The following is a 15,086-nucleotide window of genomic DNA, read 5'->3' as shown; positions in this document are numbered from 1 at the left end:
ATTTATTTGATGAAAATAAATGCCTTTTTTCTATATTTAGCTGTTCGTTTGGCAAACGACAGATCCTAAAACATTAAAGTTATATGATGAAAACAGTAGACGATTTAAATTTTGCAGGTAAAAAAGCCTTGGTTCGCGTAGATTTCAACGTTCCTTTGGATGAGAATTTCAATATTACGGATGATAATCGTATTCAGGGAGCTGCTCCGACAATAAAGAAAATTTTGAATGACGGTGGAAGTGTGGTATTAATGTCCCATTTAGGAAGACCAAAAGATGGTCCTACTGATAAGTATTCATTAAAACATATTGTTGCTCACCTTTCTAAGGTGTTAGGTACAGAGGTTCAATTTGCCAATGATTGCATTGGAAATGAAGCTGTAGAAAAAGCTGCGGCATTGCAAGCTGGTCAAGTTTTATTACTTGAAAACCTACGTTTTTATAAAGAAGAAGAAAAAGGTGATGTAGGATTTGCTGAAAAACTTTCAAAGTTAGGTGATGTATATGTGAATGATGCTTTTGGAACTGCGCATAGAGCACATGCTTCAACTGCGATTATCGCACAGTTTTTCCCTTCAGCTAAATATAGCGGTTATTTGATGGCTGCTGAAGTAGGTAATGCGGAGAAGGTATTAAATAATCCGGTCAGACCATTTACAGCGATTATGGGGGGTGCGAAAGTTTCTGATAAAATCCAGCTGATTGAGGCTTTATTGGATAAGGTAGATAACTTACTGATCGGTGGCGGTATGGCATATACTTTTATTAAAGCAAGAGGTGGTGAAATCGGTAAGTCATTGGTTGAGATGGATAAACTTGACCTCGCAAATGAATTGGTAAAGAAAGCAAAAGAAAAAGGAGTGAATCTTGTTATTCCTACAGATGCTCAAATTGCTGATGCGTTTTCTAATGATGCCAATGTATATGACGGGCCAAATGATCAAATTCCTGCGGATCTTCAGGGCTTGGATATCGGACAAGAGTCTGCTGAGAATTTTGCGGCTATTATCAAAGATTCAAAAACAGTTCTTTGGAATGGACCTATGGGGGTTTTTGAATTTGATACTTTTGCAAAGGGTACAAAAGCTGTGGCTGATGCTGTTGTGGAAGCAACAAAAAATGGCGCATTTTCTTTAATAGGCGGTGGAGACTCAGCTGCTGCTGTAAGTAAATTTGGTATGACCGAAGATGTCAGTTACGTGAGTACGGGTGGCGGCGCATTGCTGGAATATATGGAAGGAAAGGTTCTTCCCGGCGTAAAAGCACTGGAAGATTAATCGCATAGAAAAAATCGTATGGAAAAGGGATAATAGTGTGTTATCCCTTTTTTATTGCAAAATGTTTCTTATACATATATTGAAACTTGTTTCGGTTGAGGAGCATGCTTTAGTATTAGGCGCCAATGGTTTGAAAAAGGCTGCTTTGGTTTATAATGAGCGATATTTTCCCGCTAATGTCAGATTTAAATCAATTATCTGTTAAATATCTGTATGGCAGTGGCGAGTATTTACTGTATTTCTTAAATTTATCATGACATGATTATATAGGTTTTATTGATGGATGCTAATCACAAAAAAGATAAAGATAGTTCGGGTTTTTTTTCGGTGTTGACTTATAATGTGGCGGGATTGCCGGGGTTTATTTCTTCTGCGATTACAGGTAGAAGCAGAAGTATTGCTGAAATAGGCAAAAAGATTAATCCTTTTGATATTGTGAACGTGCAAGAGGATTTCAATTATAACAATAGTCTTTATTTGGGCGGGAATCAACACCCTTATCGTACCAAACCTAAGGGGCGTGTGCCTTTTGGAGACGGTCTTAACACCTTGTCCCATTTCCCCATGTCGGATGTTGTGCGAGTTCCTTGGAAAAAACGTACTGGAGCTGATTTTTTGACACCGAAAGGTTTTACCCTGGTCAAGGTGGAGATCGTTGCGGGTGTATGGCTAGATGTCTATAATGTACATGCGAATGCCCAGAATAATAGACGGGCTTCGAGTGCGAGAAGGGATAATCTTAATCAGTTACGTGATTATATAGGCGAGAATTCTAGTGAAAACGCGTTGATTGTTATGGGGGACTTTAATGCACATTATAGTTTCGGTGATGATAACCTGCACGATTTTATGGAGTCAACCACATTAGTGGATAGTTGGGTTGAACTACAGAACGGAGGACTTGTGCCGGAAGCGAAGCATGCATTTAAACCGCCTCATATGCTGTCAATCGGTAATCAGAGCGAATCAATAGACAAGATTCTCTATCGTAGCAATAGCCATCTGAGTTTGACCGCCCGGGATTATAATATAGAACACAACCTATTTACTAATATCAGGGGCTTGCCTTTGTCGGATCACTATGCTTTAGCGGCTAATTTTAATTGGGCCGTTCATTCTTAATAGGTGTAATTTAAACTTACGGTTGGTACGATGCGCTGTGTTGCCGTATTATCATTGATATAAGTGCCTTTCACGACAAACTCGAAGTCGGGCAGCGGATATCTAAAAGCATTGAAATCAAAGGAAAGGTATGCTCCAAAGCTCTTTGGCGCCGCTTCCTTATGTTTATGGATATTCTGATAATCCGCGAATACACCACCTTTTATACGTTTTATATAGGCTAGTGACCCTACCCCAAAATCAGGATAGGCAATAGGAAATCTATAGTTGATCAGCAAGGTGTTTTTCACTTTCTCATATTTATAATAACTAAATCCGCTGACCAAGGGAATGTCGTTGATGTATTCATAGATACCTGTTCCCGCCTGTGCGCTTAATCGGATCTGAAATCCATGGTTATTCATGAAACCGGGGAGATAGAATACTGTTCGTGCAGATAGAATTTCACCTTTGGCCTTGTTTTCAAAAGGAGTGTGTCTGTAGGTTATGCTAAAATTCTGTCCCCATCTTGGATATTGATCCATCGTTGCCATTCGGGCGTTTCGGTTGAAATAAAGTTGGTAAGTTAACGGAAATGCAGTTTCGTAATTAAAGTTTTTGAGGTCATTGCGACTTAGGTTATAACGTTTTAGGTAGGCAGTGGCAAAATTGAATCCCATTGAATAAGTGTAATCAAGTCTATAAAAAGACAATGGAATGGAAATCTGTGAAGAGACGTAATGTTCTCTCCAGTCGAACCTTACACTACTGTCCGGTTTATTGGGGATGTTTGCTGCTGCGATCTGACCTCTGTTTTCATAACGCAGCGAGAATTTTGGAAAATACTTATTATATGTTAGTTCGGCTGAATAAATTCCTTTTCTGATATCTGTATCATATTCATAACCAAGTGCAATTTGGGTGGTGTTTAAAATGTTGTTTGATAACCAAAAAATGCCAGGTTTGAAATTATCGAAACTTTCAAAGTTACTGCTGCTTAAAGAAAGGCTATGGAAGTTAAATGTTCGTCCAAGTCCTTTGTATGGTGTAATGGTGTAATGTTGATTAGAATCTGGCGCCGTGGCAGCAATATTGAACATACTGTCTTTCTTTACAGCATCAGCATAGTAGTGGGAAAAATAATCGGTTTCTGGTTTTATAGTGAATGCGGTATCTATGCTGGCTTCGCTGATTTTATAGCCATTATATTGATAATTGTTAAAAAGTAATTGCTTTGTTTCCTTGTTGTAAAAAGGATTAAAGGCGCCAAATGGGGCTTTAGTCAGGAGATGTTTCGCTTCCGATCTGCGATCTATTTTGTAGATGTTATCAATACCATTAAAGTTGGCTTTTACAAGAATATCCATACCTGTAAGGTATTGTGGTCTTTCGTATTGTTGATCGCCCCAGGAGGTGATGTTTGTAATTTTATCACTTTTGAGATCTATTTCGCAGAGCGCCGTTCCAATTTCTGATAAGCGGATCGCAATTACTTTGTCTCCTGTCGGGTTAAAAGCGGGATGTTGAAGCTGCTCTGAATCCGCTGTTTTTATCCGCTTGATTACAGAGCCATTTTTAAGGCTTATAAGCGTAAGATAACTTGTGTTGGATAAATCTACTTCGATGCAAGCAATGGATTCGTCTACAGGGCTAAATATAGGGGAGTAATATCTAGACTGCTTGGTCAGGGTTTTGATTTTCCCTGTTTTCCGGTTCATTAAGTTGATGACACTATATGTTCTCTTGTTATAACGTGGATCTTTTCGGAGTTCATCCCATACAATATATTCTTTATTGATGTCAAAATGTGGGGTCAACTGTATACCCGTTTTTACAAGTTGTGATTCCGATTTTTTATCGTTGTCATACGTATATATTGCATTTGTTTTTTCAGGATTTTGCTTGATGAAATAAATCAAATTTCCATTTGATTTTGGTAATAGATTGCTGTTATAATAGCGGTTGTTTTGACCGTTGATTTCAGTATATTTTTGTGAATGATAATATGCTGTTTTTTGCTCCCAAATTGAGTCTAATTTTGTAATCGTTTTATTAAATAAATGGCGGCTATTTCCACCTGTTTTTTTCTTCAGTACGCGGTTGATATTATAAGGATAGAGTGGACGTTTGTTGAGCTCTGAAAATAAATCTGCTTCGTAGTTTGGTGATAGTTCCGACTTCAGGGTTGACGTCATGAGGTAGCCAATTGTGTAGTAACTGGGAACAATATCCTTAAAGGATCCGAGCAAGTATTTGTCAAAACTATAGTTCTGTTTAGATTGGAAGTTGGCTTTGATCGGCATTTCAAAAGAGGGTAACCGACCTCTTCCTCCACGCGAATAAATGGTTTCAGTGAGCGTGGCATCGCCCTCAAAAAACCATGAAGGAACTGTTAGTCCATAATAAGCTAAGGCTAATTGTTCGAAAAAAGGAGCCCCTAATTTTCCTGTCAATTTGTCAAATTGACTAACATGTCTAGACTCGTGGAGGATCAGATTGGGGAGCCAAGTTTGATTGTCGGGTTCAGCACCGGCGGTGCTGTAGAGTTCGGATTTTCGAGGAGATAATTGCACAAAACCATTTGCCTGTAGGTTCGTGTTGTGTATAATGAAAGGAATTTTTCGAGGTGTTATTTTGTAATTCCTACTTGTTGTGCGCAAGGAGTTGTGCACAAGATTTGCTAGGGTAGGGGCTTTGTCTTTCATCTCTTCGGGGAAAATGAGTTTAAAATTAGGTGTCTCAATTTTGAACCATTTCTGACTTAACGGCGCCTGGCTATCTTCAAAAAACTGTGCGAAGGTATTTTTTGAAGATATTGTTAAGGTGAATAATATTAAAAAACTGATAATTATATTTTTATATTTCATTTATGTGGCTATTTTGTGGTTTGCTATTTTTTTTAGCTGAATATTTTGATTTTATGTAAATCTTGTGTTTCTATTAATTTAGTAAATATGTTGATTTATATATAGTTATGCTTTTATTTTGTTTTTGTTTTTTTGCTGTTTATTTGGTGTTTTTTGTTGATTTTTAGTTAGCTGCTTTCGTCGCGGAAATTCGTTTTTCAACCGAAAGAAGTATGTGACGAATATACTTAAATAATCATCCATAAGATAGCGCGTGTCAAAAAATATTTGGATATTTTTTGCAGATAAGAATTTGCAGATGAGTTCTGACGAAGCTGCGGTTCTTGTAGCGTTCGACTTGTGGGCCCTTTGAATTTTGTGATCGGTTTATAAAGATAAAAGCACAGGCGAAGATTTTATTGAGAGGAGATCCTTTTATTTTTTTTGATAGAATCTTAGGTTGTTTTTTTTGCTACATTTAATAGTGACAAAATGTCTTTATTTTGGAGAGCTTCGATTGTTCGGCGCATTACTGAAAGAGGAATTTAACTGCAGTTTCGATATCTTTTTATTATTTATTTTTTTATTCAGAATTTACTTTAAAAAAGCGATTTTTGTAACATATAATTTTATACCGATGTAGGATTTTAAAATCGAAAGGAAGATATGGAAGAACTGGAAATGCAGGTAGGTCAAATAGAACAATTGATAGCAAATGAAGACTTTGTTGGGCTGGAGGAATTTCTAAATGAATTGAATATCTCTGAAGTAGAGGAGCTGATTGATGAACTGCCTGAACATGGTCCACTCTTTATCGAATCCTTAAATTTAAATCGTGCGGTAAACGTTTTTCGTATCCTGGATTTTCCCACTCAAAATCGAATTTTTAAAAGACTTTCCAAGGCTAAAATAAGTGCATTAATTAATGAATTGCCTCCTGATGATCGGACCTCTTTTTTCTCCGAAATGAAGGATGATATTAAGCATTTAATATTACTATTGCCCCCTAAAGACAGGGTTGAGGCGCTGGCATTATTGGGGTATCCTGAAGATAGTGTCGGACGGTTGATGACGCCAGATTATATTACGGTAAAAGCGCACTGGAGTATCGAAAGAATATTAGGGCATATCCGTCGATATGGGAAAGATTCTGAGACCATAGATGTGCTTTATGTTATAGATTCAAATGGCAAACTGATCGATGATATTCGTATTAAGGATGTTTTAATGGCGGAGCCCGAAACAATTGTAGGGGACCTCATTGATTACCGCTTGATTTCCCTGAATGCTTATGATCCGCAGGAGGAGGCCATTAATATTTTCCGGATGAACAATAGGGTTGCGCTTCCGGTTGTGGACGGGCAAGGGGTAATGCTTGGGATCGTTACCGTGGACGATATCTTATGGGTGGCCAATGAGGAGTATACGGAGGATATGCAGCGTATTGGAGGTACAGAGGCTTTGGATGAACCTTATTTGGATGTTTCCATTAAAAACCTCGTGAAAAAGCGGGCGGGCTGGTTGATTGTTTTGTTTCTGGGGCAGTTGTTGACCGCGACGGTTATTGAGCATTTCGAAGAGCAGATGGCAAGTGCCATCATGTTATTCGCTTTGATGCCGGTCATTATTTCTAGTGGCGGCAATAGTGGTTCACAGGCTTCGACATTGATCATCCAGGCGATGGCATTGGGTGAGGTGACTCTTTCGGATTGGTGGCGTGTGATGCGCAGGGAGATATTGTCCGGTCTGCTGCTTGGGCTTATTTTGGGTGCATTGGGTTTTTTAAGGATTATGGCATGGCAGTCTTTTGCGCATACCTATGGTGAATACTGGGTATTGATTGCCTTTGTGATTTCATTATCCTTAATCGGTGTTGTTCTGTGGGGGTCGCTTATGGGGTCTATGTTACCCTTTGTGATGAAAAGATTGGGAGCGGATCCGGCGAGCTCATCGGCACCATTTGTGTCTACGCTGGTTGATGTTACAGGTCTTCTCATTTATTTCACGGTGGCGACACTTATTCTCAAAGGGGTGTTGCTCTAAGGTCTGTTTGATTTGATTCGTTGGGAGCAATCGCTAAAGGTGTCCTTTTATGTGGTGGTAAAACGTGGATTATGCTGTTTGAATTGCTTGAAGGAGGTTTTTGCTACTGATTCGACAAAAGAAAAATAAATTATTCTAGTTGGATTTTAGGAAGTTGTAAAAAATGTGTTCAAAAAATTTGTAGTATTCTAATAATCTTCCGATACTTGCATCACGGAAACGCGATAGAGTCTCCGGAAAAATTGAAAAAATACTCCTGAATAGCTCAGCAGGTTAGAGCATCTGACTGTTAATCAGAGGGTCGCTGGTTCGAGCCCAGCTTCAGGAGCGATTAGAAACTTACATAACCGGAGTTTTTAAAGTATTTAGTTTTTCATTCCTGAATAGCTCAGCCGGTTAGAGCATCTGACTGTTAATCAGAGGGTCGCTGGTTCGAGCCCAGCTTCAGGAGCAATAAGCAAATGATAAAATTATTTGCGAATAATATAAAAATGTACTATTTTTGTGCATTCAATGAGAAAGGAGTTTCTCGGAAAAATAAAAATTCCTGAATAGCTCAGCAGGTTAGAGCATCTGACTGTTAATCAGAGGGTCGCTGGTTCGAGCCCAGCTTCAGGAGCAATATTGAAACCGGCTTTATGCCGGTTTTTTTGTTTACCATGCTTATTAAAAAACTATGAGTTTAGTAATTATTGGTACGGTGGCTTTTGATACAATTGAAACACCGTTCGGTAAAACTGACAAAATTCTAGGTGGTGCCGGTACCTTTGCGAGTATAGCGGCATCCTATTTATGTGATCAGATCAAATTGGTCAGTGTTGTTGGAGAAGACTTTGGAAGCCACAATCTAGCACTTATAAAAGATCGTGGTATCGATATATCAGGTGTTCAGATTGTTCCGGGGGGACAAACGTTTTCTTGGTCCGGAAGATATCACAATGACATGAATAGCCGAGACACGTTGGCGACTGACTTAAATGTACTGGCAGATTTCGATCCGATTATTCCTGACAGTTATCAGGACTGTGAGTATCTTCTGCTCGGGAATCTAACACCTCAGGTACAGTTAACGACGTTGGCCCGTCTAACCAAGAAACCAAAACTCGTGGTGCTGGACACGATGAATTATTGGATGAATGTTGCCTTGGACGATTTAAAGAAAGTTCTCCAAAAGGTTGATGTCTTGACGATCAATGACGCTGAGGCTAGACAACTATCAGGTGAATATTCCCTGGTCAAAGCCGCAAAAGTTATTTTGGCAATGGGACCAAAATATTTGATCATAAAAAAGGGGGAACATGGCGCATTGCTTTTTGGTGAGAATCAGATTTTTTCTGCACCAGCACTACCTTTAGCCGATGTGTTTGATCCTACTGGAGCAGGAGATACTTTTGCAGGTGGTTTCATCGGCTATCTTGCCAAAGTGAAGAGCATCAACTTTAACAACATGAAAAACGCCTTGATTTTTGGATCTGTATTGGCTTCCTTTTGTGTAGAGAAGTTTGGGACAGATCGTCTCGTTGAGCTCACCGATGGAGACATACAGAAGCGTCTGAATGCTTTTGTTGCGCTGTCACAGTTTAGTCTATAAGTGCTAATTAGCCCTTCAAGATTCCAATTACCTCGAATTTTAAAAATACGGTGTCTGAATGAGGAGCATCTATGAGCTCCTCAGTTAGATCTTGGCCTGCCCAATGTTCATAATGCAAGCCATTTTTCCAAAGCCTACTATCACTCACATCATAGATATAACTATTATAAGCCACCCATATTTGTGGCCTATCTTGTCCATTTCGCAATGCGAGTTGGCTCCTACTATATTCGGGTAATCCTTCTTTTTCCATCACAATCTGTAAGAAGGCGAAGATAGAAAAAACTAGGCGACTTTATAAGCTGATAGTGACCGTTTCATTAATTTTCGTGCCACATGTATTCTTGTCTTTACAGTTCCGATAGGAATGTTTAAATGTTCAGATATCTCATGGTATTTAAATCCTTCGAAATAAAGGGAAAAAGGGATGTAGTATTCTTCTGAAAGATTAGACAGGGCTTCATGAATATCCTCCATGACAAACTTACTTTCTCCTTGGTTGCTTGAAGCAGATATTAATAGATTTGAATTGGAGATATCTTCATCTTTTGTAATAAAGGAGTTGGTTTTTACAATCCGTCTATAGTTATTTATAAACGTATTTTTCATGATGGTATAGAGCCATCCTTTTAGGTTAGTGCCCTCTTTAAAATTTTTGAAATAGGTTACAGCTTTGAGGATGGTGTCCTGTACAAGATCATTTGCATCTTCATAGTCGCTGGTAAAATTTCTGGCGTAGAGTTTTAATGAGTCCGATTGCTCAATAACCATGCTGTCAAATTCATTCTTTGTCATAGCTTAATGAATTATAACTGTTCTTTTTAGGAAACAGTAAGTTTATAAATGCGGTTCGTTAAGTATGAGGCAAATAATGCGCCAAACTCCTTAAAAAATGAATTTCTTAATGTAATTTTAAGATTATTTTAAGGCATGCAATCGTGTGCGTATATTAACCCTAAGTAAATAAGATGGGCTTTAGTTGATGTTGAGATGAAATAGGGACTATATTATTGTTCTTTTAAGTTTCTAAGAGATACAAATATTTTTTTTGATTCTTTACAATAAATTAACTTCGCGCTCGAGCGTAATGCCAAATTTGTCTTGTACGTCTCTAATAATTTGGACAGAAAGATTGTAAATTTCCTGACCGCTAGCATTTTGTCTATTTATTAGTACAAGCGCCTGATTTTTCCAGACACCGGCTTGTCCATATTGTTTTCCCTTCCAGCCACATTGTTCTATTAACCATCCGGCGGCCAATTTTGTTTGTTGATCAGGCATCGGATAATGTGGGATTGCTGGATAAAGTGTCAATAACCTTTCAAAGTTATCCGCAGAGATCACAGGGTTTTTAAAAAAGCTTCCGGCATTGCCAACTGTACTTGGGTCCGGTAGTTTCTCCACACGAATTTTTGATACTATGGTTGCGATATCAGTGATGGATGGTTGTGTTATATTTTCTTTTACGAGTTCAGCTTCAATGGCACCGTAGCTTGTATTTATTTTAGGTGTAAGGCTTAATTTATAGGTTACCTCCGTAATAATAAAACGGCCCTTGTGCTCCGTTTTAAAAATACTGTCGCGGTAGGAAAAATTACAGTCTTCCTTTTTGAATGTTTTAAATGTGCCCAGTCTGGTGTCAAAAGCTTCGCAGGAATGAAAAACATACATTAATTCGGTCCCATAAGCACCGATATTTTGTACGGGTGACGCACCTACAGTTCCGGGAATAAGAGCCATGTTCTCTATTCCTGCATAATTTTTCCTGATGCAATGCCAAACAAAGTCATTCCAAATCTCCCCGGCTTTTGCGGTGACATATACATGATCCGATTCAATTTTTGACTGTATACCTTTACTGGCCATTCGGATAATATAGCCATCAAACGGTTTGGTGAATAAAACATTGCTTCCCGCGCCAAGAACAAAAAAGTTTTTGCTGAAAATTCCTCGTTTAAAAATTTCGGTCAATGTCTCGTTATCATTCACTTCGATCAAGAAATTTGTCTTTTCTTCTATTCCAAATGTATTGAAAGGTTTCAAAGAGATATTCGATTGAATGTTTAATTCCATATTGACTTTAGTTTTCAAAAATTCAAAAAAATCCGCTATCTTTAGCATGATAATCGGTAAAGATAGTATAAACCGTTTATTTAACGATAAAAAATATAAGTTTAATGGGTAACGCAGATGTAAAAAGGATCAAAATTCTAGAAGCTGCAACAAGGCGCTTTGCACACTTTGGAATGGCTAAAACGACAATGTCGGAGATTGCTAAGGATCTTAATTTTTCAAAGGCACTGCTTTATTATTATTTTCCCGACAAGAATAGTTTATATTCCGCTGTTTTTGAGTATGTTATAGATAAGATGATTGAGGAAATGGAAACAGTTATCGATAAAGGGGGAAACTTTGAAGAAATCATGATGTACTCCATTGATATGCGTGTCAAGGCAATCAATCAATATTACAATTTGTTTGAATACACCATGAAGATGGTCAAAGAACTTCCTGATGAATTGGAACAAGTATTCAAAGAATCTTATCTACGGGAAGTTGAAATTATTGAAAAAATTCTGAAGATTGGAATAGACGCCAGGGAGATTCAGGTAGATGATCTCAACGAGACAGCCCGTATTTTATTGTATTCATTGTTTGGTATGCGTATGGGGATCTTGAAAGACATGAAAAATATGCTCTTCCCCACGAAAGAAGAATTTGATCATATCCTCAGTTTACAGAAGAAAATGATGAAAATCTTCTTAAATGGTTTGCGGTATCAACAGCGTTAAATCGCCGTTGTTTGTATATGTTCGATGATCTGCTTGGCGTGGATACGTGAATTCTCAATAAACCAAAGATGGGTATTTAATCCACCGCAGACAACCCCTGCTAAGTATAGGCCTTTTATGTTTGTTTCCATTGTCTGCTCATTATGACAGGGGATACAGGGGGCCTGTTTTGGTATGTCAACTCCTATCTTGCATAGAAAGTCAAAGTTTGGCCGATATCCGGTCAGTGCAAGTACAAAATCATTTTCAATCTCAACAATGCCTGTTGGTGTTTGAATGGAGGCGCTTGTCTCCGTAACAGTTGTTAATTGACTATTGTAAAGTACATCGATTTCTCCAGCGGCAATTCTATTTTCAATATCAGGCTTTACCCAATACTTGACTCTTGGGCTGATTTCATTGCCGCGGATGACCAATGTTACCTGAGCACCTTTTCGAAATGTTTCCAGGGCAGCGTCTATGGATGAATTGCTTGCTCCTACAACAATTACTTTCTGACCGCTGTAGTAATGCGGATCATTGTAATAATGCCGTACTTTGCTAAGTTCTTCTCCGGGGATGTTGAGTAGCATAGGGATGTCATAGAAACCCGTAGCAATAATGACTTTTTTTGTCGTGTAATTGCATTTATTGGTTTTGACGTTAAAATAAGTAGAATCTTTCTTTGTAATATTCAATACTTCCTCAAACAGGTGGGTATCCAGTTCAAATTTTTGCTGGATACGTCTGTAATATTCCAGGGCTTCGGTTCTTCGGGGTTTTGGATTGGTGGTCACAAAGGGAATGTCCCCAATCTCCAGTCGCTCAGAAGAAGAAAAAAAGGTCATATTTTGCGGATAGTTATAGAGCGAATTGACTAAACATCCTTTTTCTAGAATAAGATAGTTGAGGTTGGCCTGTTTTGCTTCCAGGGCACAGGCGAGACCGATGGGGCCTCCTCCAACGATAATAATGTCATAAGACGCTGTTATATGTTCACTCATAATGTAAATTTCGTGAATTTCTGGGATAAATTAGCCTGCCAGTTTAGATAATTCCGCTGCTTGTTCGGCTGCACTTTTATCATGGAGATCCTGAACAATCTTGTTTAGGTCCTGGGCAATCTTGTACAGGAACTCCAATTGCTCTTCCAATAGTTTTCCGTCAGCAGAATTGATGTCGCTATTGTCGAAGCGATGGTTTGAGATTTCGATTTCCAAGGGCGAAAATACGGTACTGGAATCTGATGAATAAAGCAATTGAATAGATTGGTCCAAGCTATTTAATATTTTTCGAATGGTCCGAACATGGTCTTTGTTTAGGTAGTTATTGTCCATTTCATCCAGATGGTTCATCAGTGTAACAGAAAACGAGGCCAGAATATGGTTGAATATGACAAACTTATTGACCTCTTTGCTGTATTTTTGCCTTTTTTTGGGTTCAGTCAGCATACGTTGAAAAGTGGATCCCATATTTGCGGTTTCGACATAAACGGCTTTTCTTGCTAACTTGTAATCTGTAATCGATGGGGCCTGGCCTGCAATTTCCTTTAACGCCTGAAAGATGTAATTGTAATTGGCGATCAAAAGTTTGCGCATGGATTCTTTCACTTGCATGCTCTCCCAATTTGGAAAGATAATATAACTGGATAGGAAGGCGATCATCCCTCCAATAAAGGTGTCTAAAATACGTTCTTTGGTGACCTCAAGGGTGTTGGAACTGACGAAACTGAGCATGATCAGCACATAGGGGGTCATAAATAGCACTGCGACCACATAATTGACTCTAAATAAGCTGTATGCGGTCAGGAAGAAAAATACCAGCAGCACAAATAGTATGGTTGGATCATGTATCGTCAATAGGATGACGGCTCCGATCAACCCACCGACGGTCGTTCCGATAAGGCGTTGTATATTACGCTCTTTCGTAAGGCCAAAACCCGGTTTTAGGATCACCATGATCGTCAGCAGGATCCAGTAGACATTGTTGGTGATATTGGTTGTCTCAAAAACGTAGTAGGTGACCGACATCACGATTGCCATGCGGCAGGCATGTCTAAAAATTGTCGATTTTAAGGTCAGATTTTCACGGAATTTTTTCAGGTCGATGGCTGAACTTTGGACGAAACGTTTGGCGTCATCAATTTCTTTCTTTTTGACGTCGTCAGGTTGCAGGTGGGAATAGCCGTAGATATTTTTTATACGACGGACCAAGTCACGTAAATTGATCAGTACTTTACGCAGTGCAAAGGTGCTGTATTGATTTTCTTTATCGAGCTGGTCAATTTTAACGTGGAGACGTGTGAGGTCCGCATCGAAATCATAGAGGGGTTTGGGCTGAATATTCGTGTTGAGCTGGTAGGCCAAATTGTCGAGTTCATTCGTGTATTTTAGAATAACGTTCTTGAAGTCATCCAAGATACCCGTGGGGCCGAAACGTTCGCTAATGGTATTGTAATCATAGTGCGCAGCCATACTCTGCTCAAATAGATCTACAATATCGTTAAAAATTAAGGTGAGATACCGCCCTACTTTTGTGGTGTCTTTAATGGATCTTTTGCTCTGAAACAGCAGGTCTCTGACGTTTTCCTGATGTTGATTTACTTCAACCTGTTTGTCAATCAGTTTTAGGTAGTTTTTATCATTGTCGATTTTGGCATCGTAAAAATTTGCTTTCAGCCGAATATAATCAGCTACATAACGAATGGTTTCTGCAAGTTCCTGCTCAGCCAGCCTATAGGGGCGTACCTGGGTGATAGAGAGGCTGATTGCTATATACCAAAGTCCGCCAAGGGTGTAGAATCCGAGGTAATTAATTGCCTGATCGAGGGGATAGTGTATCTGCACGTGGATCAGCATCATTAATATACACATCAAACCCACATTCGCGGCCCGGCCGTTGAATACGGCAAACATCGCAAAGATAAAGCAGGCGATTCCGATGAAAACGGCAAGAAGATATACATTTTGATTGACAATATTGGTCAGGATAAATGTTAGGGTGGTCAGTATGGCCCCGGCAAACATACCTTTTCGTCTATGGCTTGGCGCTCCGGGAGTATCGGATAGCCCAACCAAAAGGGCGCCCAGGGATACAATGGTTCCATTGGTAAACTGGCCTATGGTGGCAAAAATGAGGACAGGTACAATGCATCCGATGGTAATTCGCAGTCCATCCGCAAAATATTGACTATAGAAAAAACTTTTTATTTCTTGTGTCTGTTTCATAATGTATAGCACAAATATACGAGATAAGGCTATATTAGCCTGAGGGTTCCCTGCTTGTTGCGATAATATACTAAAAACGAAAAATTACGAATTTTCATTAATATCTTTATAATATTTTGATGTTTTTTTTGATTAATTTATATTTTTTTATTTGTTTAAATATAATATTGCTATATTTGGTGCGTAGGGTAATTTCAGATATATTACAGAAACTCAAGAGTCGCCTAAAC

The 15,086-nt window shown here is 38.8% G+C and carries 11 protein-coding genes and 3 tRNA genes; 8 read left to right on the top strand and 6 right to left on the bottom strand.

What is annotated here, in order from left to right:
- Nucleotides 1-86: 86 nt before the first annotated feature.
- Entirely contained in the window at nucleotides 87-1,277 is a 1,191-nt protein-coding gene (locus tag D7322_RS10800) for a phosphoglycerate kinase (protein WP_121124038.1), read from the top strand.
- A gap of 279 nt (nucleotides 1,278-1,556) precedes the next feature.
- Nucleotides 1,557-2,399, top strand: a complete 843-nt coding sequence (locus D7322_RS10795) for an endonuclease/exonuclease/phosphatase family protein (RefSeq protein ID WP_121124036.1) — start codon at nucleotides 1,557-1,559, stop codon at nucleotides 2,397-2,399.
- Here D7322_RS10795 and D7322_RS10790 read toward each other — a convergent pair.
- On the bottom strand, nucleotides 2,396-5,245 hold the full coding sequence (locus D7322_RS10790; RefSeq protein ID WP_121124035.1) for a hypothetical protein: 2,850 nt from the start codon (nucleotides 5,243-5,245) through the stop codon (nucleotides 2,396-2,398). The genes D7322_RS10795 and D7322_RS10790 overlap by 4 nt on opposite strands.
- A 645-nt stretch (nucleotides 5,246-5,890) precedes the next feature.
- On the opposite strand from D7322_RS10790, the gene mgtE reads away from it, so the two are divergent.
- The 5 genes from mgtE to D7322_RS10765 all read left to right on the top strand — a co-directional run bounded on the left by mgtE (nucleotide 5,891) and on the right by D7322_RS10765 (nucleotide 8,858).
- On the top strand, nucleotides 5,891-7,267 hold the full coding sequence (gene mgtE, locus D7322_RS10785) for a magnesium transporter (RefSeq protein WP_121124033.1): 1,377 nt from the start codon (nucleotides 5,891-5,893) through the stop codon (nucleotides 7,265-7,267).
- 254 nt (nucleotides 7,268-7,521) lie between these two features.
- A tRNA-Asn gene (locus tag D7322_RS10780) sits at nucleotides 7,522-7,595 on the top strand.
- Between the two features lie 49 nt (nucleotides 7,596-7,644).
- Nucleotides 7,645-7,718: transfer RNA gene (locus D7322_RS10775), tRNA-Asn, on the top strand.
- 94 nt (nucleotides 7,719-7,812) lie between these two features.
- A tRNA-Asn gene (locus D7322_RS10770) sits at nucleotides 7,813-7,886 on the top strand.
- Nucleotides 7,887-7,943: 57 nt separating this feature from the next.
- Nucleotides 7,944-8,858, top strand: a complete 915-nt coding sequence (locus D7322_RS10765) for a PfkB family carbohydrate kinase (protein WP_121124031.1) — start codon at nucleotides 7,944-7,946, stop codon at nucleotides 8,856-8,858.
- Nucleotides 8,859-8,865: 7 nt separating this feature from the next.
- Here D7322_RS10765 and D7322_RS10760 read toward each other — a convergent pair whose 3' ends face one another.
- The 3 genes from D7322_RS10760 to murB form a co-directional block, all read right to left on the bottom strand.
- Nucleotides 8,866-9,111: a cytochrome b5 domain-containing protein gene (locus tag D7322_RS10760; RefSeq protein ID WP_121124029.1), complete on the bottom strand. Its 246-nt coding sequence runs from the start codon at nucleotides 9,109-9,111 to the stop codon at nucleotides 8,866-8,868.
- 32 nt (nucleotides 9,112-9,143) lie between these two features.
- Nucleotides 9,144-9,653: an RNA polymerase sigma factor gene (locus tag D7322_RS10755; protein ID WP_121124027.1), complete on the bottom strand. Its 510-nt coding sequence runs from the start codon at nucleotides 9,651-9,653 to the stop codon at nucleotides 9,144-9,146.
- Between the two features lie 261 nt (nucleotides 9,654-9,914).
- The gene (gene murB, locus D7322_RS10750) at nucleotides 9,915-10,931 is read right to left on the bottom strand and encodes a UDP-N-acetylmuramate dehydrogenase (RefSeq protein ID WP_121124132.1); all 1,017 of its coding nucleotides are present in this window, start codon (nucleotides 10,929-10,931) and stop codon (nucleotides 9,915-9,917) included.
- Nucleotides 10,932-11,035: 104 nt separating this feature from the next.
- On the opposite strand from murB, the gene D7322_RS10745 reads away from it, so the two are divergent.
- On the top strand, nucleotides 11,036-11,650 hold the full coding sequence (locus D7322_RS10745) for a TetR/AcrR family transcriptional regulator (RefSeq protein ID WP_121124025.1): 615 nt from the start codon (nucleotides 11,036-11,038) through the stop codon (nucleotides 11,648-11,650).
- On the opposite strand, the gene D7322_RS10740 is transcribed toward D7322_RS10745, so the two are convergent.
- Nucleotides 11,647-12,633: a YpdA family putative bacillithiol disulfide reductase gene (locus tag D7322_RS10740; protein ID WP_121124023.1), complete on the bottom strand. Its 987-nt coding sequence runs from the start codon at nucleotides 12,631-12,633 to the stop codon at nucleotides 11,647-11,649. The two genes, D7322_RS10745 and D7322_RS10740, sit on opposite strands and share 4 nt — an antisense overlap.
- 30 nt (nucleotides 12,634-12,663) lie before the next feature.
- On the bottom strand, nucleotides 12,664-14,856 hold the full coding sequence (locus D7322_RS10735; RefSeq protein ID WP_245971314.1) for an FUSC family protein: 2,193 nt from the start codon (nucleotides 14,854-14,856) through the stop codon (nucleotides 12,664-12,666).
- Between the last annotated feature and the right edge of the window lie 230 nt (nucleotides 14,857-15,086).

It is taken from the genome of Sphingobacterium puteale (genome assembly GCF_003627955.1).
Classification (GTDB): domain Bacteria; phylum Bacteroidota; class Bacteroidia; order Sphingobacteriales; family Sphingobacteriaceae; genus Sphingobacterium; species Sphingobacterium puteale.
Note: the sequence above shows the minus strand (reverse complement) of the source record. Positions and strands in the feature narration are given on the sequence as shown.

Coding starts and splice junctions, on each gene's coding strand:
- D7322_RS10765 (WP_121124031.1), top strand. CDS start 7,944: ATGAGTTTAGTAATTATTGGTACGGTGGCTTTTGATACAATTGAAACA.
- D7322_RS10760 (WP_121124029.1), bottom strand. CDS start 9,111: ATGGAAAAAGAAGGATTACCCGAATATAGTAGGAGCCAACTCGCATTG.
- mgtE (WP_121124033.1), top strand. CDS start 5,891: ATGGAAGAACTGGAAATGCAGGTAGGTCAAATAGAACAATTGATAGCA.
- D7322_RS10790 (WP_121124035.1), bottom strand. CDS start 5,245: ATGAAATATAAAAATATAATTATCAGTTTTTTAATATTATTCACCTTA.
- murB (WP_121124132.1), bottom strand. CDS start 10,931: ATGGAATTAAACATTCAATCGAATATCTCTTTGAAACCTTTCAATACA.
- D7322_RS10800 (WP_121124038.1), top strand. CDS start 87: ATGAAAACAGTAGACGATTTAAATTTTGCAGGTAAAAAAGCCTTGGTT.
- D7322_RS10745 (WP_121124025.1), top strand. CDS start 11,036: ATGGGTAACGCAGATGTAAAAAGGATCAAAATTCTAGAAGCTGCAACA.
- D7322_RS10740 (WP_121124023.1), bottom strand. CDS start 12,633: ATGAGTGAACATATAACAGCGTCTTATGACATTATTATCGTTGGAGGA.
- D7322_RS10735 (WP_245971314.1), bottom strand. CDS start 14,856: ATGAAACAGACACAAGAAATAAAAAGTTTTTTCTATAGTCAATATTTT.
- D7322_RS10755 (WP_121124027.1), bottom strand. CDS start 9,653: ATGACAAAGAATGAATTTGACAGCATGGTTATTGAGCAATCGGACTCA.
- D7322_RS10795 (WP_121124036.1), top strand. CDS start 1,557: ATGGATGCTAATCACAAAAAAGATAAAGATAGTTCGGGTTTTTTTTCG.